26 protein-coding genes and 1 tRNA gene are annotated in these 24,628 nt (G+C 69.5%); 9 read left to right on the forward strand and 18 right to left on the reverse strand.

The genetic code is table 11. The annotated features are described in order from the left end of the window. Positions 1-72, reverse strand: a tRNA-Gln gene (locus tag ABD197_RS11385). 220 nt (positions 73-292) lie between these two features. On the opposite strand from ABD197_RS11385, the gene ABD197_RS11390 reads away from it, so the two are divergent. From ABD197_RS11390 to ABD197_RS11400, 3 genes are read left to right on the forward strand one after another with little or no spacing between them, the layout of a single operon-like run. Further along, positions 293-790 carry a MarR family winged helix-turn-helix transcriptional regulator gene (locus ABD197_RS11390; RefSeq protein ID WP_344054595.1) on the forward strand — a complete coding sequence of 166 codons (498 nt, stop codon included), beginning with the start codon at positions 293-295 and terminating at the stop codon, positions 788-790. Between the two features lie 32 nt (positions 791-822). Beyond that, positions 823-2,301 carry an SDR family NAD(P)-dependent oxidoreductase gene (locus ABD197_RS11395; protein WP_344054597.1) on the forward strand — a complete coding sequence of 493 codons (1,479 nt, stop codon included), beginning with the start codon at positions 823-825 and terminating at the stop codon, positions 2,299-2,301. Next, positions 2,298-2,516 carry a putative acetyltransferase gene (locus ABD197_RS11400; RefSeq protein WP_344054599.1) on the forward strand — a complete coding sequence of 73 codons (219 nt, stop codon included), beginning with the start codon at positions 2,298-2,300 and terminating at the stop codon, positions 2,514-2,516. Before ABD197_RS11395 ends, ABD197_RS11400 begins: the two co-directional genes overlap by 4 nt. 6 nt (positions 2,517-2,522) lie before the next feature. Here the strand turns inward: ABD197_RS11400 and ABD197_RS11405 are convergent, their stop codons facing one another. The 8 genes from ABD197_RS11405 to mgrA all read right to left on the reverse strand — a co-directional run bounded on the left by ABD197_RS11405 (position 2,523) and on the right by mgrA (position 10,082). After that, positions 2,523-4,319 carry an ABC-F family ATP-binding cassette domain-containing protein gene (locus ABD197_RS11405; protein WP_344054601.1) on the reverse strand — a complete coding sequence of 599 codons (1,797 nt, stop codon included), beginning with the start codon at positions 4,317-4,319 and terminating at the stop codon, positions 2,523-2,525. A gap of 122 nt (positions 4,320-4,441) precedes the next feature. Next, positions 4,442-5,359, reverse strand: coding sequence for an ABC transporter substrate-binding protein (locus ABD197_RS11410; RefSeq protein ID WP_344054603.1), 918 nt, complete (start codon positions 5,357-5,359; stop codon positions 4,442-4,444). 34 nt (positions 5,360-5,393) lie between these two features. Next, positions 5,394-6,128, reverse strand: a complete 735-nt coding sequence (locus ABD197_RS11415; RefSeq protein ID WP_344054605.1) for an ABC transporter permease — start codon at positions 6,126-6,128, stop codon at positions 5,394-5,396. Continuing rightward, positions 6,125-6,820 (reverse strand): ABC transporter permease, encoded by a 696-nt coding sequence (locus ABD197_RS11420; protein ID WP_344054607.1) that lies wholly within the window; start codon positions 6,818-6,820, stop codon positions 6,125-6,127. Before ABD197_RS11420 ends, ABD197_RS11415 begins: the two co-directional genes overlap by 4 nt. Beyond that, the gene (locus tag ABD197_RS11425) at positions 6,817-7,638 is read right to left on the reverse strand and encodes an ABC transporter ATP-binding protein (protein WP_344054609.1); all 822 of its coding nucleotides are present in this window, start codon (positions 7,636-7,638) and stop codon (positions 6,817-6,819) included. Before ABD197_RS11425 ends, ABD197_RS11420 begins: the two co-directional genes overlap by 4 nt. A 13-nt stretch (positions 7,639-7,651) precedes the next feature. Continuing rightward, a complete protein-coding gene (locus ABD197_RS11430; RefSeq protein WP_344054611.1) occupies positions 7,652-7,954 on the reverse strand; it encodes a DUF427 domain-containing protein in 303 nt (100 codons plus the stop codon). A 140-nt stretch (positions 7,955-8,094) separates the two neighbouring features. After that, positions 8,095-9,018 (reverse strand): 4-(cytidine 5'-diphospho)-2-C-methyl-D-erythritol kinase, encoded by a 924-nt coding sequence (locus ABD197_RS11435; RefSeq protein ID WP_344054613.1) that lies wholly within the window; start codon positions 9,016-9,018, stop codon positions 8,095-8,097. Beyond that, positions 9,015-10,082: an L-glyceraldehyde 3-phosphate reductase gene (mgrA, locus tag ABD197_RS11440; RefSeq protein WP_344054615.1), complete on the reverse strand. Its 1,068-nt coding sequence runs from the start codon at positions 10,080-10,082 to the stop codon at positions 9,015-9,017. The genes ABD197_RS11435 and mgrA overlap by 4 nt, the downstream gene beginning before the upstream one ends. 140 nt (positions 10,083-10,222) lie before the next feature. Here mgrA and ABD197_RS11445 point away from each other — a divergent pair, with 140 nt between their 5' ends. Continuing rightward, the gene (locus ABD197_RS11445) at positions 10,223-11,800 is read left to right on the forward strand and encodes a stealth conserved region 3 domain-containing protein (protein ID WP_344054617.1); all 1,578 of its coding nucleotides are present in this window, start codon (positions 10,223-10,225) and stop codon (positions 11,798-11,800) included. Here the strand turns inward: ABD197_RS11445 and ABD197_RS11450 are convergent. Together ABD197_RS11450 and rsmA are read right to left on the reverse strand one after the other, a co-directional pair. Beyond that, positions 11,751-12,680, reverse strand: coding sequence for a phosphodiesterase (locus ABD197_RS11450; protein WP_344054619.1), 930 nt, complete (start codon positions 12,678-12,680; stop codon positions 11,751-11,753). The genes ABD197_RS11445 and ABD197_RS11450 overlap by 50 nt on opposite strands. A gap of 111 nt (positions 12,681-12,791) precedes the next feature. Then, positions 12,792-13,634 (reverse strand): 16S rRNA (adenine(1518)-N(6)/adenine(1519)-N(6))-dimethyltransferase RsmA, encoded by an 843-nt coding sequence (gene rsmA / locus ABD197_RS11455; protein ID WP_344054621.1) that lies wholly within the window; start codon positions 13,632-13,634, stop codon positions 12,792-12,794. 125 nt (positions 13,635-13,759) lie between these two features. Here rsmA and ABD197_RS11460 point away from each other — a divergent pair, with 125 nt between their 5' ends. Then, on the forward strand, positions 13,760-15,202 hold the full coding sequence (locus tag ABD197_RS11460) for a sugar porter family MFS transporter (RefSeq protein WP_344054623.1): 1,443 nt from the start codon (positions 13,760-13,762) through the stop codon (positions 15,200-15,202). A gap of 41 nt (positions 15,203-15,243) precedes the next feature. Further along, positions 15,244-16,530, forward strand: coding sequence for an MFS transporter (locus ABD197_RS11465; protein ID WP_344054625.1), 1,287 nt, complete (start codon positions 15,244-15,246; stop codon positions 16,528-16,530). Between the two features lies 1 nt (position 16,531). Here ABD197_RS11465 and ABD197_RS11470 read toward each other — a convergent pair whose 3' ends face one another. From ABD197_RS11470 to rsmI, 3 genes are read right to left on the reverse strand one after another with little or no spacing between them, the layout of a single operon-like run. Further along, the gene (locus ABD197_RS11470; RefSeq protein ID WP_344054627.1) at positions 16,532-17,416 is read right to left on the reverse strand and encodes a TatD family hydrolase; all 885 of its coding nucleotides are present in this window, start codon (positions 17,414-17,416) and stop codon (positions 16,532-16,534) included. Then, on the reverse strand, positions 17,413-18,984 hold the full coding sequence (gene metG / locus ABD197_RS11475; protein ID WP_344054629.1) for a methionine--tRNA ligase: 1,572 nt from the start codon (positions 18,982-18,984) through the stop codon (positions 17,413-17,415). The genes ABD197_RS11470 and metG overlap by 4 nt, the downstream gene beginning before the upstream one ends. A gap of 51 nt (positions 18,985-19,035) precedes the next feature. Then, positions 19,036-19,854 (reverse strand): 16S rRNA (cytidine(1402)-2'-O)-methyltransferase, encoded by an 819-nt coding sequence (rsmI, locus tag ABD197_RS11480; protein ID WP_344054631.1) that lies wholly within the window; start codon positions 19,852-19,854, stop codon positions 19,036-19,038. Positions 19,855-19,952: 98 nt separating this feature from the next. Between rsmI and ABD197_RS11485 the strand changes: the two genes are divergently transcribed. After that, complete coding sequence (locus tag ABD197_RS11485) at positions 19,953-21,488, forward strand: dolichyl-phosphate-mannose--protein mannosyltransferase (RefSeq protein WP_344055848.1); 1,536 nt, start codon at positions 19,953-19,955, stop codon at positions 21,486-21,488. Between the two features lie 4 nt (positions 21,489-21,492). Here the strand turns inward: ABD197_RS11485 and ABD197_RS11490 are convergent, their stop codons facing one another. Next, positions 21,493-21,735, reverse strand: coding sequence for a three-helix bundle dimerization domain-containing protein (locus ABD197_RS11490; RefSeq protein WP_344054633.1), 243 nt, complete (start codon positions 21,733-21,735; stop codon positions 21,493-21,495). A gap of 93 nt (positions 21,736-21,828) precedes the next feature. Between ABD197_RS11490 and ABD197_RS11495 the strand changes: the two genes are divergently transcribed. Next, entirely contained in the window at positions 21,829-22,101 is a 273-nt protein-coding gene (locus ABD197_RS11495) for a hypothetical protein (protein WP_344054635.1), read from the forward strand. Positions 22,102-22,150: 49 nt separating this feature from the next. On the opposite strand, the gene ABD197_RS11500 is transcribed toward ABD197_RS11495, so the two are convergent. Continuing rightward, positions 22,151-22,678 (reverse strand): MarR family winged helix-turn-helix transcriptional regulator, encoded by a 528-nt coding sequence (locus tag ABD197_RS11500; RefSeq protein ID WP_344054636.1) that lies wholly within the window; start codon positions 22,676-22,678, stop codon positions 22,151-22,153. A gap of 36 nt (positions 22,679-22,714) precedes the next feature. Further along, complete coding sequence (locus ABD197_RS11505) at positions 22,715-23,098, reverse strand: DUF7882 family protein (protein WP_344054638.1); 384 nt, start codon at positions 23,096-23,098, stop codon at positions 22,715-22,717. 99 nt (positions 23,099-23,197) lie between these two features. On the opposite strand from ABD197_RS11505, the gene ABD197_RS11510 reads away from it, so the two are divergent. Next, positions 23,198-23,665 carry a MarR family transcriptional regulator gene (locus tag ABD197_RS11510; protein WP_344054640.1) on the forward strand — a complete coding sequence of 156 codons (468 nt, stop codon included), beginning with the start codon at positions 23,198-23,200 and terminating at the stop codon, positions 23,663-23,665. A 2-nt stretch (positions 23,666-23,667) separates the two neighbouring features. On the opposite strand, the gene ABD197_RS11515 is transcribed toward ABD197_RS11510, so the two are convergent. Next, positions 23,668-24,504, reverse strand: coding sequence for an aldo/keto reductase (locus ABD197_RS11515; protein ID WP_344054642.1), 837 nt, complete (start codon positions 24,502-24,504; stop codon positions 23,668-23,670). Positions 24,505-24,628: the final 124 nt, after the last annotated feature.

The following is a 24,628-nucleotide window of genomic DNA, read 5'->3' on the forward strand; positions in this document are numbered from 1 at the left end:
CTCCGCCGCCAGGATTCGAACCTGGACTTAACAGCTCCAAAGGCTGTCGTGCTGCCGTTACACCACGGCGGACCACGGCCCCGGCATCCGCCCGGACCGCGCGTCAAGTCTGCCAGACGGTTGCACCCGCACCCCTGTCGCGCGGCTCGTGTGAAAGCACGGGGAGATTTCGGCTCAGCCGGGCCGTCGCGGAGTCGCAGCGTGCGATTTCTCCCCGGCGTTTCACGGGAAGACGGCGTGCGGGCCCCGGGGAGGCGCACGGCGGGCTCGGCGACCCCGGGATAATGGGCGCATGGGCCACGAGAGCGACGAAGTCGACCGGATCGTGCAGGCGTGGATGGCCCAGCGCCCCGACCTGGACTTCTCGCCCCTCGAAGTCCTCTCGCGCGTGGACCGGCTCTCGCGCCACCTCGACCGCGCCCGCCGGGACGCGTTCCGTCGCAGCGACCTCGAGCCGTGGGAGTGGGACGTGCTGTCGGCGCTCCGGCGCGCCGGGGAGCCGTTCCAGCTGAGCCCCAAGGCCCTCCTGCAGCAGACGCTGGTCTCCAGCGGCACGATGACGAACCGCATCGACCGGCTCGTGGGCCGCCGCCTCGTGCACCGCGAGGCCGACCCGGACGACGGGCGCAGCATCCTGGTCACGCTGACCGGGGACGGGCGCACGCGGGTGGATGCCGCCATCACGCGTCTCGTCGACGCAGAGGCGCTGCTGCTGGACACACTCTCGCGGTCGGACCGGGACCGCCTCGCGAGCCTGCTGCGCAAGCTCAGCCTCGGCTTCGACACCTGAAGCGGGGCCGCGCGGGCCGGATAGAATTCCGTGTGCCCTCCGTCGATGACTCTTCCGCCGTCCCCCCGAGCGGCATCGACCCCGCCGAACTGGAGATCACCCTCCGCGTCCTCGGCCGCCTGCACGAGGTCGACGAGACGCACCCCGACTACGTCACGGTCCGTCGCGCGACGGCCGCCATGTTCAAGTCGGCCAAGAAGGAGCGGCGGCTCGCGAAGCGCGCCGAGATCGCCGAAGCCGACCGCGCGGTGATCGCCGCCACGGCGACCGGTGCGCCCGACCGGATCGACGACGAGACGCGGGGCATCCCGCTGGAGACCCGCGCGACCGCGCCGACGGCCGGCACCCTGCGCGTCGCCCGACCGTGCTACATCTGCAAGCAGCCCTACACGCAGGTCGACGCGTTCTACCACCAGCTCTGCCCCGCGTGCGCGGCGATGAGCCACGCCAAACGCGACGCGCGGACGGACCTGAGCGGAAAGCGGGCCCTGCTGACCGGCGGTCGCGCCAAGATCGGCATGTACATCGCACTGCGGCTCCTTCGCGACGGCGCGCACACGACGATCACCACGCGCTTCCCTCGCGACGCGGTCCGGCGGTTCTCGAGCCTGCCGGACTCCGCCGAGTGGATCGACCGCCTGCGCGTCGTGGGCATCGACCTGCGCGACCCGGCCCAGGTGATCGGGCTCGCGGAGTCCGTCGCAGAGCAGGGGCCGTTGGACATCCTGATCAACAACGCGACCCAGACCGTGCGGCGCTCCCCCGGCGCCTACCAGCCGCTCGTGGATGCCGAGCTCGCGCCGCTGCCCGACGGTCCGCTGCCCGAACTCGTGACGTTCGGGCACACGAATGACGCGCACCCTCTCGCGCTCGCGCAGTCCGTCAGCGCCCACCCGATCCTCGCCGCCGCCGCCGCGAAAGCCGAAGAGCTCACCGAGCAGGCCATGGCCGCGGGCTCCAGTTCGCTGGACCGCCTCGCCGCCGGCACCGCGATCGACGCGGGCGGACTCGTCCCGGACCTCCACGACGTGAACTCGTGGACGCAGCACGTGCAGGAAGTGGACCCGCTCGAGATGCTCGAGGTGCAGCTCGCGAACACGACCGCCCCGTTCCTGCTCGTGTCCAAGCTCCGGCCGTCGATGGCGGCGAGCCCGGCGCGGCGGAAGTACGTCGTGAACGTCAGCGCGATGGAGGGCGTGTTCGGTCGCGGCTACAAGGGTCCCGGGCATCCGCACACGAACATGGCGAAGGCCGCGGTGAACATGCTGACGCGCACGAGCGCGCGGGAGATGTTCGAGACGGACGGCATCCTCATGACGAGCGTGGACACCGGATGGATCACCGACGAGCGACCGCATCCGACGAAAGTGCGGCTCGCCGAAGAGGGCTTCCACGCACCCCTGGATCTCGTGGACGGCGCCGCACGCGTGTACGACCCCATCGTGCGCGGCGAAGCCGGTGAGGACGTGTTCGGGGTTTTCCTGAAGGACTACGCGGTCGGCAGCTGGTGACGCACTCCGCGGACTTCCTGCGCGGCATCCCGATCGGCACACGCGTCGTGGCGCGCTACCTGCTGCCTGACGGGAGCGCGACGGACGCGCTCGGCGAGCTCCGCGAACGGGATGCCGTCAGCGTCGTGATCGAGACGCGTCGGGGGCTTCAGCGCGTGGGCCTGGCGACCGTGGTCGCCGCGAAGGCGGTTCCGCCGCCCCCGCGCCCGCGCTGAGGCGGATCAGACGAGCTCGGACAGCTCCAGCCAGCGCTCCTCGAGCTCAGACACCTCGGTCTCGAGCTCCCGCAGGGTCGCCGTCTGCGCGGCGACGCCGGTGTAGTCGTTCTGATCGTGTTCGGCGATCTTCACGTGCGCGGCGTCGATCAGCGTCGCGAGCTTCGCGAGCCGTCGCTCGATCGCACCGACCTCCTTCTGCGCGGCGCGCAGCTCGGCGCCGGTGAGACCGGTGGACGCGGGGGCTGAGGCCGAAGCGGATGCCGCGGCGGCGGCATCCGCCTGCTCTTCCTGCCTGTGCCGCAGGCGGAGATACTCGTCGACGCCTCCGGGAAGGTGCCGGAGGCGGCCGCCCAAGATCGCATACTGCTGGTCGGTGACGCGCTCGATGAAGTACCGGTCGTGCGAGACGACCAGGAGCGTCCCCGGCCAGGAGTCCAGCAGATCCTCGATCGCCGCGAGCATGTCGGTATCGAGGTCGTTCGTCGGCTCGTCGAGGATGAGGACGTTGGGCTGGTCCAGGAGCACGAGCAGGAGCTGCAGGCGCCGCTTCTGACCGCCGGAGAGATCCTTCACGGGAGTGGAGAGCTGGGCGCTCGAGAAGCCCATGCGCTCCAGAAGCTGCCCGGGGGTCAGATCCTGCGCCTTGGATCCGGTGCCGAACGTGTAGGTCGTACGGAGGCGCTCGAGGACGACCCGCACGGGATCGTCCAGATGCGCCTCGAGCTCGTCCAGGCGCTGCGTGAGGGTGGCCACCTTCACGGTCTTGCCCCGCTTGACCCGCCCCGACGTCGGCTGGACGGAGCCGGCCACGAGCCCCAGGAGGGTCGACTTGCCCGCGCCGTTCACCCCGAGGATGCCGGTGCGCTCGCCCGGCGCGATCCGCCATTCCACGTCGGTGAGGATGGGACGCTCGTACGCGACCGAGACGTCCAGGAGGTCGACGACGTCCTTGCCGAGTCGCGAGACGGCGAGCGAGCGGAGGGCGACGGGGTCGCGGATCTCCGGGACGTCGGCGATGAGCGCGTTCGCCGCGTCGATGCGGAACTGGGGCTTGGAGGTGCGCGCGGGCGCTCCACGCCGCAGCCATGCCAGCTCCTTGCGGGCGAGGTTCTGCCGCTTGGCCTCGGAAGCGGCCGCCATGCGGTCGCGCTCGACGCGCTGGAGGATGTACGCCGCGTAACCGCCCTCGAACGGTTCGACGATGCGGTCGTGCACCTCCCACGTGCGGGTGCAGACCTCGTCGAGGAACCACCGGTCGTGCGTGACGACGAGGAGCGCCCCGGAATTCGGCGCCCAGCGGCGCTTGAGGTGCTCGGCGAGCCAGGCGATCGCCTCGACATCGAGGTGGTTGGTGGGCTCGTCGAGCATGAGGACGTCATGGTCGCCGATCAGCAGCTTCGCCAGCGCGACGCGGCGCCGCTGACCACCGGAGAGGTCGGAGATCGGCGCGTTCCAGTCGAAGCCCGAGAGCAGGCCCGCGGTCACGTCGCGCACCCGCGGATCACCCGCCCACTCGTGCTCGGGAAGATCGCCCACCACGGCGCGGGCGACCGTGTCGCCATCGTCGAGCGTGTCGCCCTGGTCGAGCACACCGACGCTGACGCCACGGCGGACGGTCACGCGACCCCCGTCGGGCTCGAGTCGCCCGGCGAGCATCGCGAGGAGGCTGGACTTGCCGTCGCCGTTGCGACCGACGACGCCGATGCGGTCGCCCTCGTCGACGCCGAGCGAGACGGAGTCGAAGATGATGCGCGTGGGGAACTCGAGTTGCAGGGCCTCGGCCCCGAGAAGATGTGCCATGTCCCTCCCAGGGTAGTCGGCCGCGAAAAGCCGCGAGACTGCAACGGGCGTCCGAGACTGAGGGGATCACCCGCAGTCTCGGCGCTCCGCTGCAGTCTCGCGGAAGGGCCGTCAGGGCCGGATCAGATCAGGCCGTTCTCGGTGAGCCAGGCCGTCGCGATGTCGGGCGTGGACTCCTGGTCGACCGTGCTCTGCACGTTCAGCGCAACCAGACCCTCGGGAGTGAGCGCCGCGCTGATCTCGTTGATGATCTCGGCCGCACCGTCGGGCAGCTCTCCGCTGACGACCGGGACGACGTTCGAGGCGAGGAACAGACCCTCGGGGTCTTCGAGCACGACGAGGTCGTCGGTCTGGATGCGGGGGTCGGCCGTGTAGACGTTCGCGACCTGGATCGTGTTCGCCAGGAGCGCCTCGACCGTGGTATCCGCGGTCGGGGAGAACGCGACGGTCACACCGTACGTGTCCAGGAGCCCGGTGGGTCCGTAGGGGCGCTCGGCGAGCTCGGGTGCGCCGCCGAGGGTGAGCGGGGTGGTCACGTTCGCGAGGTCGCCGATCTCGACGAGCGAGTTCTCATCGGCGAATGCCTTCGTCACGGTGTAGGAGTCCTGGTCGGTCGCGGTGGACTGGTCCAGCACGCTCAGGCCCTCGGGCAGCGCGTCGGGCAGCGCCGCGTACACCTCGTCGGCGGTGCGCGCCGTCGTCTCGGGGTCGAAGAACTGCAGGAGGTTTCCGGAGTACTCGGGGAACAGGGTGATCTCCCCCGCCTCCAGGGCGGGGATGTACGCGTCGCGCTGACCGGAGTTGAACGCGTCGCGCGACACGTCGAAGCCGGCGTTCTCGAGCGCCTGTGCGTAGATCTCGGCGATGATCTCGTTCGAGTAGTACGCCTGCGAGCCGATGACGATCGTCTCGCCCCCGGCCGCGGGAGCCTCGGTCTCGGGCGCGAGCGGGTCGCTGGAGGCGCAACCCGAGGCCACGAGTGCGACGCCGGTCAGGATGGCCGCGGTGAAGGCGACCTTGGACTTGTTGATGGTGAACATGGTTCTTTCCTCTGTGTGTGGTGGTGCAGGACTTTCAGGATGCGGCGGCAGCCGTGGTGCGTGCGGATGCCGATCGCCGGGGAGCGGAGTGGTGGGTCTGGGCGGCGCGGATGCCCGCGGGGACGGATGCGCGCTGCAGGAGGGCGAACAAGCCGTCCAGGACGAGTGCGAGCGCCGCGACGAGGAGCGCGCCGCCGAGGACGATGTCGAAACGGCGCAGCGGGATGCCGGCCAGGATGTACTGCCCGAGCCCGCCCAGGTTGATGTACGCGGCGATCGTGACCGTCGCCACGACCTGCAGTGTCGCCGACCGCAGGCCCGCCACCAGCAGCGGCAGACCGAGCGGAACCTCGACGCGCCAGAGCACCTGCCACGGCGTCATCCCCATCGATCGGGCGGCGTCGAGCACTCGACGGTCGATCGCCTCGAACCCGGTGTAGGCCCCGGCCAGGATCGACGGGATCGCCAGGAGGACGAAGGTGATGATCGCGGCCTCGGTCGTGCGGAGCACTCCGAGCAGCAGGAAGAGCAGGATCAGCAGGCCGAAGGACGGAATGGCGCGAGCCGCACCAGAGATCGCGACGGCGATGTCCCGGCCGCGCCCGGTGTGCCCGATCAGCCAGCCGAGCGGCACGGCGATGAGCGCGGCGATCAGGATCGAGAGGAACGTGAACCAGATGTGCTGCGCGAGCGCCACCGGGATCGGTGCGAGGCCCGCCCCGGGGTCACCGGAGAAGATCCACGCGATCGCATCGCCGATGAGGTTCACGCGACCCTCACCTCCAGCGGCAGGTTCGCCCGGCGCGCACGCCGGCGCGCGGCGCGGGACGGCGTCTTCGACCACGGCATGAGCGCGCGCCCGATCAGGACGAGCAGCAGGTCGATCACGAGCGCGATGAGCACCACCGCGACGATGCCGGCGAGCACCTCGGCGATGATCCGCCGCTGCGAGCCGTTCGTGAAGAGGTAGCCGAGGTTCGTCACGCCGATGAGCGCGCCGACGGTCGCGAGGGCGATCGTGCTGACGGCGGTGACTCGGAGCCCCGCGAGGATCACCGGCCCGGCGAGGGGGAAGTCGACCGCCCAGAACCGCCGCCCCGCGCCGTACCCCATCGCCGTCGCGGACAGCCGCACGGCGGGGTCGACCGAGCCGAGTCCGTCCGAAACCGACCGCGTCATGAGCGCGATCGCGTAGATCGTGAGGGCGAGGATCAGGTTGACTTCGCTGAAGATCGGCGTTCCGATCAGAACGGGGAGCAGCGGGAGCAGCGCGAGCGAAGGGATCGTGTACAGCAGACCCGTGACGGTGAGGATGCCGCCTCGCGCGGCCCGGTATCGCCAGGCGAGCCACCCGAGCGGCACGGACAGCACGAACCCGAGGATGATCGAGATGATCGACTGCCGCAGGTGCACCAGCGTCAGCTCCCAGATCAGATCCAGGTTGTTCGCGACCCAGTTCATCGGGCGTCTCCGACGATCGCTCCCTGGGTGCGGCCCTCGCTGTCGACCACCACCGCGCCGCGGTCGGTCTGCTTGATCGTGAGTGCCCGCGCGCCGCGGTCGACGCCGATGAAGCTCGCGACGAAGTCGTCGGCGGGACTCTCGATGATCTCGCTCGGCGAGCCGACCTGGGCGATGCGGGCGCCCTTCTGGAGGATCACGACCTGGTCGCCCAGGAGGAACGCCTCGTCGATGTCGTGCGTGACGAACACGACGGTCTTGCCGAGTTCTCTCTGCAGTCGGATGAGCTCCTGTTGCAGATCGGCGCGCACGATCGGGTCGACCGCGCCGAACGGCTCGTCCATCAGCAGGATGTTGGGGTCGGAGGCGAGTCCGCGGGCGACGCCGACGCGCTGTTGCTGACCGCCGGACAGCTGGCTCGGGTAGCGGCCGGCCAGCGAGCGGTCCAGGCCCACCGTGTCGAGCAGACCGAGCGCCTGCTCCCGGGCCTTCTTCTTGGGCACGCCGCTCAGCACCGGCACGGTGGCGACGTTGTCGATCACCGTGAAGTGGGGCATGAGCCCGGAGTTCTGCATGACGTAGCCGATGCTGCGACGCAGCTTGACCGCATCCTTCGCCAGGATGCTCTCCCCGTCGATCGAGATATCGCCGCCGGACGGCTCGACCATGCGGTTGATCATGCGCAGCAGCGTCGTCTTGCCGCAGCCGGAGGATCCGACGAAGACCGTCGTCTTGCGCGACGGGATGATCAGATGGAAGTCCTCGACCGCGCGCGTGCCGTCGGGGAACTCCTTCGTGACGTTCGAGAACTCGATCATGGGACGACCTTGCTCAGGCCGTGACCTCGACTTCCTTCCAGAAGGCCACGTACCCCGAGAAGTCGCGTCCGACTCGCTCGATCGCGGTCGGGTACGGGGTCGGGTACGCCCAGGCACGGTCCGCGAGCACGTCGTCGCCCGAGACGACCGAGTAGTACTGGCACTCGCCCTTCCACGGGCATGTGTAGGGCGTCGGACTCTCCTGGAGGAATTCGCGCTTCACGCTCGCCGGCGGGAAGTACCAGTTGCCCTCGATCTTGACCAGGTCGGCTTCGTCCGCCTCAGCGATGACCGTGCCGTTCAGATGCGCCTTCATGATTCCTCCTCGAGGCGCTCACGGCGCCTGGATCAGTGCGCAGCACGAAGCCGCTTTCCGAGCGTAGCGAACCCCGTCGACACGGGATCCGTCCGACGGAATCCTTGCAATGAACCGAAATGAACGCTACGTTGCCGCGTTCACATCACCCGGGTGCCCGGCACCGGCCCGTGCACGTGCAGCGCCCGGAGACCCGCCGCGGACAGCACCACCTGCAGCTCGAGCGCCGCTTCCGCGTCCGCCGCCAGGAAGGCCAGCGTCGGACCCGAGCCGGACACCATTCCGGCCAGCGCCCCGGCCTGATCGCCGAGTTCGAGGGTCGCCCGCAGATCGGGGCGCAACGACAGCGCGGCGGCCTGGAGGTCGTTGCGGGCGTGTTCGGCGAGGGCCACCGGGTCTCCGGCGCGCAGCGCCTTCAGGACGCCGGGGTCGACTGCCGGCGTCCGCACGCGCGAGAGCGCCCCGTGGTCTGCTCGCAGCACGTCCAGGTGCGCGTAGACCTCCGGTGTGGACAGTCCCCCCTCGGCCGGCACCACGACCCAGTCGAAGCGTCCCCGCACCAGCGCCGCACTCAGTTCGTCGCCGCGACCGGTGCCGACCGCGGTGCCGCCCATGAGGGCGAACGGCACGTCCGCACCGAGTCGGGCGGCGAGCTGGTGCAACGTCGCGGCTCCCAGGTCCGTGCCCCAGAGCGCGTCGCACGCGACGAGTGCGGCCGCGGCATCCGCGGACCCCCCGCCCATGCCACCGGCCACCGGCACGTGCTTGACGACGTCCAGGTGCACGCCGCCGGCATATCCCGCCTTCTGCGCGACCAGGCGCGCGGCGCGCAGCGCCAGGTTGCGGTCGTCGGCGGGCACACCGCTCACATCGACCGTGCCCGAGATCGCGATCGTGAAGTCATCCGCCGGTTCGGCCCAGACGTCCTCGAACAGCGAGACCGCCTGGTAGGCGGACGCGACATCGTGATAGCCGTCGTCCTGGACGTCGCCCACCTCGAAGAAGAGGTTGAGCTTCCCCGGCGCCCGGACGTGGACGCGGTCGGCCACGAACGCGTGCGTCACAGCTGCGCCGACTCCGCCCACAGGTCGACGTCGAGCCGTCCGGACAGCGCGTCGATCTGCTCGAGTTCGGCCGTGTCGAATGCCGGACCGGAGAGAGCGGCGACGTTCTCGTCGAGCTGCTCCGGACGCGACGCGCCGATCAGCGCGGACGCGACGACCGCGTCGCGCAGCACCCACTGGATCGCCATCTGCGCGAGCGACTGCCCGCGCTCCTTCGCGATCACATCCAGGCTGCGCAGCGCCTCGAGCGCGCTCTCCGAGAGCTTGCGATCGGGCAGCGAGGATCGACTCTGCGCGCGCTGCGCGGTGCCGTCGCCGAGGTACTTGTCGGTGAGCAGCCCTTGGGCGAGCGGAGTGAAGGCGATCGCCCCCATCCCCTCCTGCGCCAGCACGCCGGTCAGCCCGTCCTCGACCCAGCGGTTGAGGATCGAGTAGGACGGCTGGTGGATGATCAGCGGGGTGCCGAGGCTCCGCGCGACGGCGGCCGCGGTCGCGGTGCGCTCGGCGCTGTAGGAGGAGATCCCGACGTACAGCGCCTTGCCCTGGCGGACGAGCGTGTCCAGCGCCCCGATCGTCTCCTCGATCGGCGTCACCGGATCCACGCGGTGGGAGTAGAAGATGTCGACGTAGTCCACGCTCATGCGGCGCAGCGACTGCTCGGCGCTGGCGAGCAGGTACTTGCGCGAGCCGTGATCTCCGTACGGCCCCGGCCACATGTCGTAGCCGGCCTTCGAGGAGAGGATGAGCTCGTCGCGGTAGGGCGCGAAATCTTCGCGCATCATGCGGCCGAAGTTCGTCTCGGCCGTGCCGTACGGCGGACCGTAGTTGTTCGCGAGGTCGAAGTGCGTGATGCCGATGTCGAAAGCATGGCGCAGCACCGCACGCTGGTTGTCGAACGGGATGTTGTCGCCGAAGTTCCACCACAGGCCCAGCGAGATGGGCGGAAGGAACAGCCCGGACGATCCGACCTGGCGGAACTCGGTCGCGGAGTAGCGGTCGGCGGCGGCCGCATAGGGCCGGTGCAGTTCTCGGACGTCGGGGCGGAAGCGCGGGGAGTCGGTCACGCACCGAGCCTATCCCCGGCCGTGCGAGCGCGAGAGGGTGCGGACGCACAGCACGTCGCGACCTCGTGGTCAAGGGGACGACCGCGAAACGTCACCGAAACGATGGCCGCTTAGTCTGTCCCCCTGTCGAAGGAGGAATCATGGCGATGCTGTCCGCACTGCCCGTCCAGCCCCGCAGCTGGGCCGCGCTGCTCGAGCGCGATGACATCGTTCTGGACCGCGGCGTCCTTCGACTGCTGCACGAGCAGACCACCCCGGCGCAGGCGCGCGAAGAGGACCTCCTGCTGATCGCCGGCGCGCTCGAACACGCGGGCGTCGGCATCCTGCTGATCCGCCACGACGTGCACACCGTCGGACTCGCGGTCGACGTGACGGATGCCGCAGCCGCGGTGCAGGCCCTGCGCGGGCTGCCCGAACCGGTGTACGTGAAGCGCAAAGCCCTCGGGGCGGTGCTCGCCGCCGACCTCGAGGATCCGTCGGATGTTCCCGCGGCGCTGCGTGTCTATCGCCCGCGGATGAGCGCGCAGGGCGACCTCCGCTACGACCACGAGGTCGGCATCCGGCTCGAGTTCTGGCGATTCGGGGACGACGTCATCGAGGCCCCGCACGACAACGCGGTCACGCGGCGGATCACGGCCGCCTCCGATCTCTCCTTCGTTGACGTCGTGCGGCACGGCCGGTCCTTCCGCACGATCGCCGGGATGTTCGACGTTCACCCGGGCGAGTTCACGCACGACGTGGACATGGTGTTCTCGTGGGTCGACGGCTCGTCCACCGACTTCCAGCGGCAGCGCGCCGCGCAGATGGCCGAGTACGTCGTCGGCGAGGGCGACGACGGGCCGGCCCGCTACCGCCACGTGGACGAGCTGCGGTACGCCCTGCGCAGCGTCCACATGTATGCCCCGTGGGTGCGTCGCATCTTCATCGCGACCGATTCCCCCGCACCGGCATGGCTCCTGGATCACCCGAAGGTCACGATCGTGCGCAGCGAGGAGTTCTTCGGCGACACGTCCGTCCTGCCGATCCACAACTCGCATGCCGTCGAGTCGCAGCTGCACCGCATCGACGGGCTCGCCGAGCATTTCCTCTACTCGAACGACGACATGTTCTTCGGCCGGCCCGTGCAGCCCGAACTCTTCTTCTCCCCCGCCGGCATCACCCGGTTCGTGGAGTGCGGGATCCGCATCGGCGCCGGCGGACCGCAGACGCACCGCAGCGGCCACGACAACGCGCTGCGCGTGAACCGGGCGCTGCTGCAGGAGCGTTTCGGCCGCACGATCACCCGCGATCTCGAGCACTGCGCGACCCCGCTGCGTCGCAGCGTCATGGCGGAGCTCGAGCAGGCGTTCCCCGAGGACTTCGCCCGGACCGCCGCCTCCCGCTTCCGGTCCGCGACCGACATCTCCGTCACGAACAGCCTGTACCACTACTACGCGCAGTTCACGGGGCGGGCGATCGCGAGCACGAAGCCGCGGGTGCGCTACGTGCAGACGACGCTCGCGGCCTCGCTCGCGGGCATGGAGCGCCTCGCCCGCCGTCGCGACGTGGACATGTTCTGCCTGAACGACGGCGGCGCGGGTGAGATGCCGGAAGAGCTGCGGGTTCGGACGGTGACCGACATCCTGGAGCGGATGTTCCCGGTGCGCGCACCGTGGGAGCGCGCGGACCTCAGTGCGGGATCGCGATCGGCTCCGTCGGCGGGGCTGTCCGCGGGCTGATCCGCTCCGGCGCCCCGGGCTGGCGGATTCCGGCATCCGCGAGGCGTCGACGCGCTTCTGCCGCGTCGACGTACTCCAGGGTGCGCGGCGCATCGACGGGGACGACCGAATGGACGACGGTGTCGTCGTAGACGTGGATCACGTTGTACGCCTGCGCGCCGTCCTGCGGTCGCGTCCCGCCGACCGGAACCGTGAGGTCCTGCGCGTAGCAGGTGGAGGAGGCCACCGACACGGGGATCCCGGCGAACGTCGCGAACGTGGAGTAGTGCAGGTGTCCGGCGATGATCGCGCGCACATCGGTGCCGCGCAGCACGGGGGCGAGCCGTTGCTGGTCGCGCAGCTCGACCGTCGCAGCAAGCGGCAGGACGCTCGGCACCGGGGGATGGTGCATCGCGATGATCGTGCCGAGCGGCGCCGGTGTCGCGAGGATCCGGGCGAGCCACGCGAGCTGCTCGTCGCGCAGTTCGCCGTGGTGGGCGCCGGGGACCGAGGTGTCGAGGGTGATCAGGCGCAGTCCGTCGAGCTCGTCGACGCGGTCCACAGGTGCGTCGCCGCCGGACCCGAGCAGGTGCGTCCGAAGCCCCGCGCGGTCGTCGTGATTGCCCATCACCCAGAACACGCGCGTGTGCAGTCGTGCGGCGAACGGCTCGACGAGATCCCGCAGCTGCGCGTATGCGTCACCTTCACCGAGGTCGACGAGGTCACCCGTGAAGACGATGCCGTCCGGGGCGATCCCGGACGCCTCGATCGTCGCGAGGGCCCTGGCGAGATGCTCACGCGCGTCCACGAGGTCGAACAGCCGCGATCCGGCCGCACGAAGGTGCGTGTCACTCAGGTGCAGCAGGACGCGCTCGGGCGCCGGATACTCCGCGGTGCGCATCGCACCCTCCCCCTCGGCGCTGGATGCGCCACCCGCCACGGTGACGGAATGCCCTGAATGTTACCGGCATGTTTCGTGAACGGGGTGGGTCCGACGCGCGAACGTCGAGAATCAGGCGACCCGCGCGATCCGCAGGAAGTCCTCGACGCCGAGCTCCTCGCCGCGCGCCGTGGGCGCGACCCCCGCACGTTCGAGGATCTCGGAGGCCGCTGCCGCAGAGCCGCCGAGCACCGCCGAGACCGCCTGCCGGAGCATCTTCCGCCGCTGCTGGAACGCGGCGTCGACGATCTGGAACGTGCGAAGCCGCTCCGCCTCGGTGCCGCGCGGCTCGGGATCGCGGGCGAAGGAGACGAGCACACTGTCGACGTTGGGGACCGGCCAGAACACCTGCCGCGAGACCATGCCGGACAGCCGCCACGGACCGTACCACGCGGCCTTCACGCTCGGCGCCCCGTACGTCTTGGACCCCGGCGCCGCCGCGAGTCGCTCGCCGACCTCCGCCTGGACCATCACCACGCCGCGCTGGAGCGCGGGGAAATGCTCGAGGAAGTGCAGCAGCACCGGCACGGAGACGTTGTAGGGGAGGTTTGCGACCAGGACGGTCGGCTCGCCCGGGAGCTCGGTGACCCGGAGGGCGTCGGCATCCACGACGTCGAGCCGATCGGCCGGGACACCGTGGGCGGCGGCCGTCGCGGGGAGCCGCGCAGCCAGGCGGTGATCGATCTCGACGGCCGTGACGCTCGCCCCGGTCTCCAGGATCGCGAGCGTGAGAGACCCGAGACCTGGTCCGACTTCGACGACGCGCTCCCCCGAGGAGACCCGGGCGACCTGAACGATCCGGCGCACCGTGTTCGCGTCGACGACGAAGTTCTGACCGAGCTTCTTGGTCGGAGTCACGTCGAGTCCTGCGGCCAGCGAGCGGATCTCGGACGCGCCGAGGAGGGTCACGGGCATGAGAACACTGTAGTGCGGACGGGCTCGCCGTCCCGCGGCACGTCGGGTTGACAGTCCTGCGCGCGGCGGCCAGGGTAAGGCCAGGCGGGCACTGCCGTCCGTCTTCGCGAACGAGGAGGCCCCCCATGAGTTCGGCTCCGACATCCGGATCGCACGTCTCCGTGCCACTGACACGCGTCGTCCTCGTGGCAGCCACGGCGGCGCTCGGCGGCTTCCTGTTCGGCTTCGACACCGCCGTCATCAACGGTGCGGTGAACGCGATCGGCGAGCAGTTCCAGACCGGCGACCTCCTCCTCGGCTTCGCGGTCGCCTCCGCCCTGATCGGCTGTGCGATCGGCGCCTGGTACGCCGGGCGCATCGCCGACCGATACGGCCGCATCCGGGTGATGCTGATCGCCGCGGTCATGTTCGTCGCCAGCGCTGTCGGCTGCGCGCTCGCGATCGGCGTGTGGGACTTCTCGTTCTGGCGCATCGTCGGCGGGCTCGGCGTGGGAGCGGCATCCGTCATCGCCCCGGCGTACATCGCCGAGGTCTCTCCGCCCGAGTACCGCGGCCGGCTCGGCTCGCTGCAGCAGCTCGCGATCGTCTCGGGCATCTTCGTCGCACTCCTCAGCGACGCGGCGATCGTCGCGGCCGCCGGCACGGCGTCCGCGCCGTGGCTGTTCGGCCTCGAAGCCTGGCGGTGGATGTTCCTGGTCGAGGTCGTGCCCGCCGTGATCTACGGCGTCCTTGCGCTGACGATCCCCGAGTCCCCGCGCTACCTGATCGCGCGCGGCGAGATGACGAAGGCGAAGGAAGTCCTCACCCGCTACGTCGGCGGCGACGTCGAGAAGGTGTCCACCGACATCCTCAAGACCGTCGAGGGCAAGTCGGAGCGCGCGCGCTTCTCGATCCTCCGGCGCGGCAAGTTCGGCCTGCTGCCGATCGTCTGGATCGGCATCGGACTGTCGGTGCTCCAGCAGTTCACCGGCATCAACGTGATCTTCTACTACTCCACGACGCTCTGGCAGGCGGTGGGCTTCACCGAGCAGGATTCCCTCACGATCACCGTGATCACCTCGGTGACGAACATCGTCACGACGATCGTCGCGATCCTCCTGATCGACAAGGTGGGTCGAAAGCCCCTGCTGCTCGTCGGCGCGATCGGCCAGTTCGTCTGCCTCGGGGTGCTGACGCTCATGTTCGCCACGGCCACGGTCGTGGACGGGCAGCCGGTCCTGGAGGGCTCGTCGGGCACGATCGCGCTCATCGCCGCGAACCTGTACGTCGTGTTCTTCGGCGCCACGTGGGGACCGGTGGTGTGGGTGCTGCTGGGCGAGATGTTCAGCAACAAGATCCGCGCCGTCGCCCTCTCGGTCGCGGCAGCAGCGCAGTGGGCCGCGAACTTCGTGATCTCCACGACGTTCCCGGCGCTGGCATCGGTCGGACTCGGACTCGCTTACGGGGTCTACACGTTCTTCGCGTTCGTGGCGATCTTCTTCGTGATCAAGTACGTGAAGGAAACCAAGGGGCGCACGCTCGAGTCGATGAGCGAGGACGCGCCCGCGCCGGTCGCCCCGAAGCGCTGACCCGCCGGGCGGCCGTCGGAGGGGCGATCTAGGATCGAGGGATGCGTTCCCCCGGCGAGATCATCGCGCCCCGTCGGCTCGGACGCGACTTCCCGTGGCTGCTCAGCTCGTCGTGGACGAGCAACCTCGGTGACGGCATCGCCCTGGCGGCGGCTCCCCTCCTCCTGGCCTCCCTGACCTCGTCGCCGCTCGTCGTGGCCGCGGGCGCCATGCTGCAGTACCTGCCGTGGCTGCTCTTCGGACTGCTCGCCGGCGCGATCGCGGACCACCACGACCGACGTCGCCTGGTGATGGTAGCCAACGGGGTTCGCGCGGTGATCGTGCTCGCCCTGGTCGCGTTCCTCGTCACCGGCACCGTGACGGTGTGGATGGTGCTCGCCGTCGCGTTCCTCTACGGCACCGCTGAGGTCTTCGCGGACTCCGCCGGCTCGACGCTCCTGCCGATGATCGTGCGACCCGACGACCTCGGCATCGGCAATTCCCGCATGCAGGCCGGGTTCCTCGTCGCGAATCAGCTCGCCGGCCCGCCGCTGGGCGCGTTCCTGTTCGCGATCGGGTCGTTCTGGCCGTTCGCCGCGCAAGTGCTGTGCGTCTCGCTCGCCGTGGTCCTCATCTCCCGCATCGCGCGCACGCCGGTGCCCGAGCACCCTGCGGAGTCGTCGCGAGCCCCGCTGAAGGCGATCGGCGAGGGTCTGCGCTGGTTGCGGCACAACGCACCCGTGCGGACGCTCGTGATCATCATCCTGGTCTTCAACGTCACCTGGGCCGCCCCCTGGGGCATCCTCGTGCTCTACGCGACCGAACACCTCGGCATGGGTCCGGTCGGCTACGGCGCGCTCATGACCGCGTCGGCGCTCGGCGGCATGGTCGCGATCTTCCTGTTCGGCTGGCTCGAGAAGCACGTGTCCTTCGCCACGCTCATGCGCGTGTGCCTCGCCCTCGAGGTGCTCATGCACCTGGCTTTCGCCCTGACGACGCTGCCCGCGGTCGCCTTCGTGATCATGTTCGTCTTCGGCCTGTACGCGTTCGTCTGGGCGACGATCTCCACGACCGTCCGGCAGCGCCTCGTCCCCCGCGAACTGCAGGGCCGGATCGCGTCGGTGAACATGGTGGGCGTCTTCGGCGGCCTCGTCATCGGACAGTTCATCGGCGGCATCCTCGCCCAGTTCTTCGGGCTGACGGCACCGTGGTGGTTCGCGTTCGGCGGAGCGGCGGTCACCCTCGCCCTGGTGTGGCGACCGATCTCGCACATCGCCGCCGCGAAACCGGTGGCACAGACCGACGCGCAGCCCGAGCCGGGCGCGGGCGGCGAGCCGCTGATCGGGTGACTCAGTCCTCGAAGGAGCCGTAGACCTCGCGCGTGTTCGCGGCCAGCTGCGCGCACAGCGCATCGAGCTCGACACCGAGCTCGGCAGCCATGAAGCGGAGTGTGACCGGGATCAGGTACGGGGCGTTCGGGCGGCCGCGATGCGGGGTCGGGGTGAGGAAGGGCGCGTCGGTCTCGACGAGGATGCGCTCGCGCGGCGTGACGGCGAGCGCGTCGCGGAGGTTCTGCGCGTTCTTGAAGGTCACGTTGCCGGCGAACGACAGGTAGTACCCGCGATCGGCGGCGACGCGGGCCATCGCCTCGTCGCCGGAGAAGCAGTGGAACACGGTGCGCTCCGGAGCCCCGACACGCTCAAGGGTCTCCAGTACGGCGTCGTGCGCGTCGCGGTCGTGGATCTGCATCGCGATGCCGTGCTTCTTCGCGAGGGAGATGTGCGCCTCGAACGACCGGTGCTGTGCGGGCAGCCCCGCGTCCTGCGTGCGGAAGAAGTCCAGTCCGGTCTCGCCGATCGCGCGCACGCGGGGCTCGGCGGCGAGCTCATCGATCACCGCGAGCGCGGCATCCAGTTCCCCCGCCTCTTCGTACGCGGGGGCCTCGTTCGGGTGGATCGCCACGGCCGCGAGGACGCGCGGGTGGGATGCCGCAGCCCACGCCGACCACCGGCTCGAGTCGACGTCGCCCCCGGCCTGCACGACGCCGATCACGCCGACCGCCGCCGCGCGCTCGAGCTGGTCCTCGAGGGTCAGCGGCTCATCGCCGTCGGCGATCTCGAGGTGGGCGTGGTTGTCGTACACCGGGACCGCGAGCGGCTCCGGAGCCGCCGGCCAGCGGACGTCCCGCGTGCCGTCGTTATGGCGCTCGCGGACGTACTGGCTCGGATCGCTCATGCAGACTGCTCGACGCGCGGGAACAGGGGCGCGAGTCCGCTGACCGCGGCGCCGGCGGGGAGGATGCCCCACCGGCCGGCCCCGCGGATCGGCTGCGCGTCCAGGGCCCCGAGCGTGTCGGCGGCGCCGAGGGCCACCCACAGCTTGTGCGTCGCGATCGGGGTGAACGGCGAGAGCAGGACCGCGAGCGCCCGGAGGCCCTCGGCCGCGGTGTACAGCACCGTGCCGAGCCGGCCGCGCTGCGCATCGTCCTTCGCGAGCGCCCACGGCTCGTTGTCCGTGATGTAGCCGTTGAGAGCCTCGACGATCGTCCAGATGGAGGAGATCGCCTCGTCCGGCCGGAAGCGCTCGATCGCCGCATCCGCCGAGGTGACGGCATCCGCCACGATCTTCTGGATGCCCAGATCAGCGTCGGTGTATGCCGCGGCGGGCGGGACGACGCCCTCGTAGTACTTCTCGATCATGGCGACCGTGCGCGAAGCGAGGTTGCCGAAGCCGTTCGCGAGCTCGGCCTGGTAGCGGGCCGCCAGGTCCTCCCACGAGAACGACCCGTCCTGGCCGAACGCGATCGCGGACAGGAAGTAGAACCGGTAGGCGTCCGAGCCGAAGACGTCGGTGATCTCGGTCGGGGCGATGCCGGTGAGCTTCGACTTGCTCATCTTCTCGCCGCCCACGAGCAGCCAGCCGTGTGCATAGACGCCCCTCGGGACGTCGACGCCGGCGGCCATGAGCATCGCCGGCCAGATCACCGCGTGGAAGCGCAGGATGTCCTTGCCGACGACGTGATACGCCGGCCAGCGCCGGTCGAACTGCTCGGGGTCGCTGCCATAGCCGACCGCGGTCGCGTAGTTCAGCAGGGCGTCGACCCACACGTAGATCACGTGGGACGGATCCCACGGCACCTCGATGCCCCAATCGAACGTCGAGCGGGAGATGGAGAGGTCCTTCAGACCCTGCTTCACGAACGACACGACCTCGTTGCGCGCCGACTCGGGGCGCACGAAATCCGTCTTGTAGAGCTCGAGCAGCCGGTCCTGGAACTCGGACAGCTTGAAGAAGTAGTTCTTCTCCTGCAGCAGTTCGAGGGGCTTGGAGTGGATCGCGCAGACCTTGAGGCCCTCGAACGGTCCGGTGCCGTCGACGATCTCGGACTCGGTCTTGAACTCCTCGCAGCCCACGCAGTACAGCGCCTCGAACTCGCCGGCGTAGATGTAGCCGCGGTCGTAGATCGCCTGGACGAACTTCTTCACGCGCTCCTCGTGGCGCTCCTGCGTCGTCCGGATGAAGTCGTCGTTCGCGACGTCGAGGGTCTTCAGGAGCGGGAACCACGCCTCGCTCACGAGCCGGTCGACCCATTCCTGCGGGGTCGCACCGTTCGCTGCTGCGGCGCGCAGCATCTTCTGACCGTGCTCGTCCGTGCCGGTCAGCATCCAGGTGTCATCGCCCGCCTGGCGGTGCCAACGCGCGAGGGCGTCGACCGCCACCGTCGTGTAGCCGTGTCCGATGTGGGGCACGTCGCTCGGGTAGTAGATCGGCGTGGTGATGTAGAAGGATTCGCCGGTGCTCACCAGAGGATTCTAGACGGGGGCGGATGCCGCACCCTCGCGTGTGACGGGTGCTCAGCCCTTGACGGCGAGCGCCGCCTGGTAGAGCTCGCGGGACGAGTGCCCGGTGTTCGTCGACACTTCACCCGCGGCGTCCTTGAGTCGCGTTCCGCCCCGAACCAGTTCGAGGACCTGCGTCACGGCATCCGGGAATGTCACCTGCGCGGCAGCCGCACCCTCCACGACCACGACGATCTCCCCGCGTACGCCCGCCTCGGCCCAGTCCGCGAGCTCGGCAGCCGTGCCGCGGACGATCTCCTCGAACTTCTTGGTGAGTTCCCGGGCGACGACGACTCGACGATCGGCGCCGAAGGCGGTCGCCATGTCCGCCAGCGACGGCGCGATGCGGGAGGGCGACTCGAAGAACACCATCGTGCGGCGCTCGACGGCGAGGCTCCGCAGCGTCCGCAGCCGGTCGCCGGCCTTTCGCGGCAGGAATCCTTCGAACGTGAAACGGTCGGTCGGCAGGCCGGAGACGGCGAGGGCGGTGAGGACGGCGCTCGGTCCCGGGATCGCGGTGACCCTCACGCCTGCCGCTGCCGCCGCGGCGACGAGCGAATAGCCCGGGTCGCTCACGGTGGGCATCCCGGCATCGCTCAGGACGAGGACGTCCTGGCCGCGCGCGATCTCAACCAGCTCGCCGGCGCGTTCCTTCTCGTTGTGATCGTGCAGAGCGATCAGCCGGGGGCGGTGCGCGATCTCGAGGGCTGCGAGCAGCCGCTGCGTCGTGCGGGTGTCCTCGGCGGCGATGACCGGCGCCGATTCCAGCGCCTCGACAAGTCGCCGGGAGACATCGCCGAGATTGCCGATCGGCGTCGCGGCGAGGATGATCACGGTCCCACCTTAGGCTGGTGCTCGTGACCCCGCCCGAGTCCGAGCCCGTCGCGGCCACCGGCCCTGCGGCGCCTCCGCTCCTCCCGGTGCGCACGTCCATGTACGACCGGTGGCGGGCGCGGGTCGCAGCGGACCCGCGACTCGTACGTCGCTGGTCGTGGCTCGCGCCGCTGATGGTGACGCTGCTCGCGGGCGTCCTCCGGATCTGGAACCTCGGCCATCCGCACGCCCTCGTCTTCGACGAGACGTACTACGTCAAGGACGCGTGGAGCCAGTGGGTCCTCGGCTATGCCGCGGAATGGCCGGACGGCGCGAACGAGAGCTTCGTCGCCGGCGACACCGATGTCTTCTCGACGACCGGCAGCTTCGTGGTTCACCCGCCGCTGGGCAAATTCCTGATCGGTGCAGGGATGGCGCTCTTCGGCGCGGACTCGTCGTTCGGCTGGCGCATCGCGACGGCGCTGATCGGCACGGCCACGGTGCTCATCCTCTACCTGGTCGCCAAGGCGATGACCGATTCGGTGCCGTTCGCCGCGGTCGCAGCGTCACTCCTGGCGATCGACGGACTCGCGATCGTGATGAGTCGCGTCGCGCTTCTGGACGGCATCCTCACGTTCTTCCTCCTCCTCGGGTTCTGGTTCGTCCTGCTCGACCGCCGGCGCCACGACACCCGACTCGCAGCGCTCGTCGCCGCACGTGGGCCGGCGGACTGGGGACCGGTCATGTGGAATCGTCCGTGGCTCATCGCCGCCGGCGCCGCCCTCGGCGCCGCGTCCGCGGTGAAGTGGTCGGGTCTGTACGCGATCGCGGCGTTCGGGATCTACCTCGTCGTCACGGACGCCCTGGCCCGTCGACGCGCCGGGATCCGGATCTGGCCCGCGGATGCCGCCTTCCGCCAGGGACCGATCACCTTCGTGCTCTTCATCCCCGTCGCCCTCGTGGTGTACCTCGGCTCGTGGTTCGGGTGGCTCACCGCCGACGGCGGCTACGACCGCCAGAAGGGGCTCGAGGAGCCCGCCACCGGTTTCTGGTCCTGGGTTCCCCCGGCGCTGCAGAGCCTGTGGATCTACCACCGGGCGATCTACAACTTCCACGTGGGGCTGACCGCCGAGCACGGCTACGCGAGTCCGGCGTGGCAGTGGCCGCTCCTCTTGCGACCGACGTCGATGTACTACCAGTCCACGCCCCAGGGCGAAGCGGGCTGCGGCGCGGCGAACGGATGCGTCGAGAACATCTACAGCATGCCGAACCCGCTGATCTGGTACGCGGGTGTGGCCGCGGCGGCCTATCTGATCTACCGGTTCGCGGTCTCCCGGGACTGGCGTTACGCGCTCGTCCTGACCGCCGTCGGCGCGACCTACGTGCCGTGGCTGCTCTATCCCGAGCGGACGGTCTTCCAGTTCTACACGATCGCGATCCTGCCGTTCCTCGTGCTCGCCCTCACGTTCGCGCTGCGCGATGTGGCGGGAGCGTCCCACGCGGACGCGTCACGACGCACGAGCGGTCAGCGGGTCGTGATCGTCTTCCTGGTGCTCGCGGTCGTCCTGTCGGCGTTCTGGTATCCGATCCTCACGGCGACGCCGGTGCCGTACGACTTCTGGCGAGCGCACAACTGGATGCCGAGCTGGATCTGACCGTCTAGCTGCAGGATCGGCCGAGGATCTCGGCCGCGCCCTCCTCGACACCCAACGGCACCACGAGAACCCGACCACCGGTGAAGGCGTCGGCCTCACGGTCCACGATCGCTTCGATCTCGTGGAGCGGCCGTTCCGGATAGCGATCGGCGAGACGGGCGATCACCTGGGCGTAGGACACGACCCGCCAGCCGTCGATCGTGAGAGCGGCGCCGTCGACGATCGCTGATGGCTCGGTCTCGTACATACCGCCATCCTCTCAACAGGTCAAGGCCGAAGACGAATGTCGTTTATTTAGGTAGAAAGGTGAGTAACTCGTTCAGCTAACTAGTGAGGCATCATGAGCAGCGTCGTCGCCAGCACCGCCGGTGATTTCTTCGGCACGGTCGAGCGCACCACCGCGGGGTTCGTCGCCGTGGATCGTCGCGGCGAAGCGACCGGCCTGTTCGCTGACGAGAGGACGGCGCGACGCGCCCTGACGAGCGCGAGCGGTCCGCAGCTCATCAAGAAGCGCGCGCGAGTGCGCCGGCTGCAGTTCGCCGCCGCCACGGGCGCGGGAGCGATCGCGGCGACGCTCGCGCTCACAGCGGGCGCGCTGGCACCGCTCATCTGAACGCGGAGGGCTGACAGCATCCGATCGGCGGCTCAGACCGATCGGCGGTTCACACGGAGCGGACCGCGGGTTCGTGGGCGTCGACCTGATCGACAGCAGCCTGCAGGCGCGCGAGGGTGTCCATGACGACGGTGATGTCCTCCGGACTCATGTCGATCACGGCCTCCAGCATGCGATCGTGCATGTCGCCCAGCGTGCGCCGCACTTCCTCGTCGCTGTCGGCGGTGGGCACGACGTAGATGCTCCGACGATCGGTGGCGTGCCGCTCACGGCGGACGTGCCCGGATTTCTCGAGTCGGTCCACGATCGCGGTGGTCGAGGCGGTCGAGACGCCCAGGTAGCGGGCGATCTCGCCCGGTGACACCGAGAGCCCCTGCTGATGCGCCTTGAGCAGGTAGCGCAGGACGAGCAGGTCGTTCTCGCCCATGGACATCGAGTCCCGCGTGCGACGGCGCATCGCGACTTCTGCGGCTCGGTAGAGGCGGAAGGACTGCAGGAGGGCGATGGCGCGCCGCCTGCGCGCGTCGTCACTCTGGTCGTACCAGTAACCGCTGCTGTCGGTCGAATACTCCGGCATGGTGTCGATGATAAAGCCGAGGGACACAGGGTCGGCTCAGCTGGCGACCCTGACCTCACTGTGCGATGATTCCGCCCCGAACTGGTTCATGACACGCATGTGCTTGCGTTCGAGGTACGCGGCCGCTTCGGACTCCGGCATCACGGTGAGCGTTCCCGTCGAGTCCTCGCTCTCCCCCATGGCCTGGATCCAGAGGCGGTTCAGCGAAGGAACGCGGCTCCCGCTCGAGACGAACTGCAGCGGAACCGCGGCGGAGACCCAGAGGTTGCGGCGACTGCCCGAGCCGAGCTCCTCCACCGGCAGGCTCACCATGAACGACTCGTCGCGACGCAGTCGTACGGCCATCGCCAGACGCAGATGCTCCAGCGTCCGGTCATCCACGTGGATCCCGGCGCTGTTTCCGTAGAAGAGCGTGCCCATTCCCAACCTCCCTAGTTAGCTGATCTAACTAGTATCTCGTTCTTTTAGGTAAATGCAACATCTTCTCGGCGTATGATCTTTTCCAGAAGGGGATCATCCGTGTACACCGTCGCGCAGGAACAGCGAGCTCTTGCCTCGCTCATGCTGTTCGAGCACGCCCTGCTCGAGGAAGAGCGTGATCTGCGGGCATCGCTCGGGCTCGGGGGCAACGACATCGCCGTCCTTCGTCTCGTGACCGATGCCGAAGCGGAAGGCCACCTGCTCACTCCGAGCGACATCGCCAGGACCCTCGGTACCTCCAGCGCCGCGACGACGGCGATCGTGGACCGGTTGGCGAGCGCGGGTCACCTCACGCGCTCACCGAACCCGAACGACCGGCGCAGCGTGGTGCTGACGCCGACGATGTCGGCGGATTCGCCCGCACGGGCCGCTCTCGACGGCAGCCGGCGGCGCCGGGAGACGATGGTCGAGACCCTGTCGCCGGCCGAGCGCGAAGCGCTCGCGGCGGCCCTCACGCAGCTCGCCGCGACGCTGACCGCAGGCCAGCGTCGCGACGTCACGAGCTGAGCTCAGTTCACCTCGTCGGGGTGCGCGCTGACCCGACCACTGCCGTCGCCGGGCTCGACCTGGTCGATTGCCTGCATCTCGGCATCCGACAGCGTGAAATCGAACACGTCGAGGTTCTCCTCCAGGCGCTCGCGCCGCACCGACTTCGGGAAGACGATGAAGCCCTTCTGCAGGTGCCAGCGAAGCACGACCTGCGCGGGGCTCTTCCCGTGCGCGGAGGCGGCATCGCGCACCTCGGGCAGCCCGAACAGGTCGTACTTGCCCTGACCGAGCGGCCCCCAGGACTCGATGCGGACGCCGTGATCGGCAGCCCATCCGGTGATGTCGCGCTGTTGATGCGCGGGATGCAGCTCGATCTGGTCGACAGCGGGTGTCACGCCCGTCTGGGCGACGATCTTCTCGAGGTGGGGCACGAGGAAGTTGGAGACGCCGATGCTGCGGGTGAGCCCGGCATCTCGGATCTCGATGAGCTTCTGCCACGCGTGCAGATAGTTGTCCTTCGCCGGGGTCGGCCAGTGCACGAGATAGAGGTCGACGCGCTCGAGGCCGAGCTTGTCCAGGCTCTCGCGGATCGCGACGTGCGGCTCTTCACCGTCGTGGCGGTCGTTCCACAGCTTCGTCGTGATGAACAGCTCGCTGCGCGGGATGCCGCTCGCGGCGATCGCAGCACCGACGCCCTCTTCATTGCCGTAGATCGCGGCGGTGTCGATGTGACGGTAGCCGACCTCGAACGCTTCGGTGACCGCGCGCTCGGTGTCTGCCGGCGGGACCTTGAAGACGCCGTAGCCGAGCTGGGGGATGTCGTAGCCGTCGTTGAGCTGAAGCGTGGGGATCGTCATCGCTCCAGCCTAAATGCGCTCGCGAGAGGGCAGATCTGTAGGGCGACACGCCGTCCGAGGGTGACATATCTGCCCTCTCGCGAGGAGCAGTCGGGCAGGAGCGGGACGCGAATCGATACGATGG

Source organism: Microbacterium lacus (assembly GCF_039531105.1).
Classification (GTDB): domain Bacteria; phylum Actinomycetota; class Actinomycetes; order Actinomycetales; family Microbacteriaceae; genus Microbacterium; species Microbacterium lacus.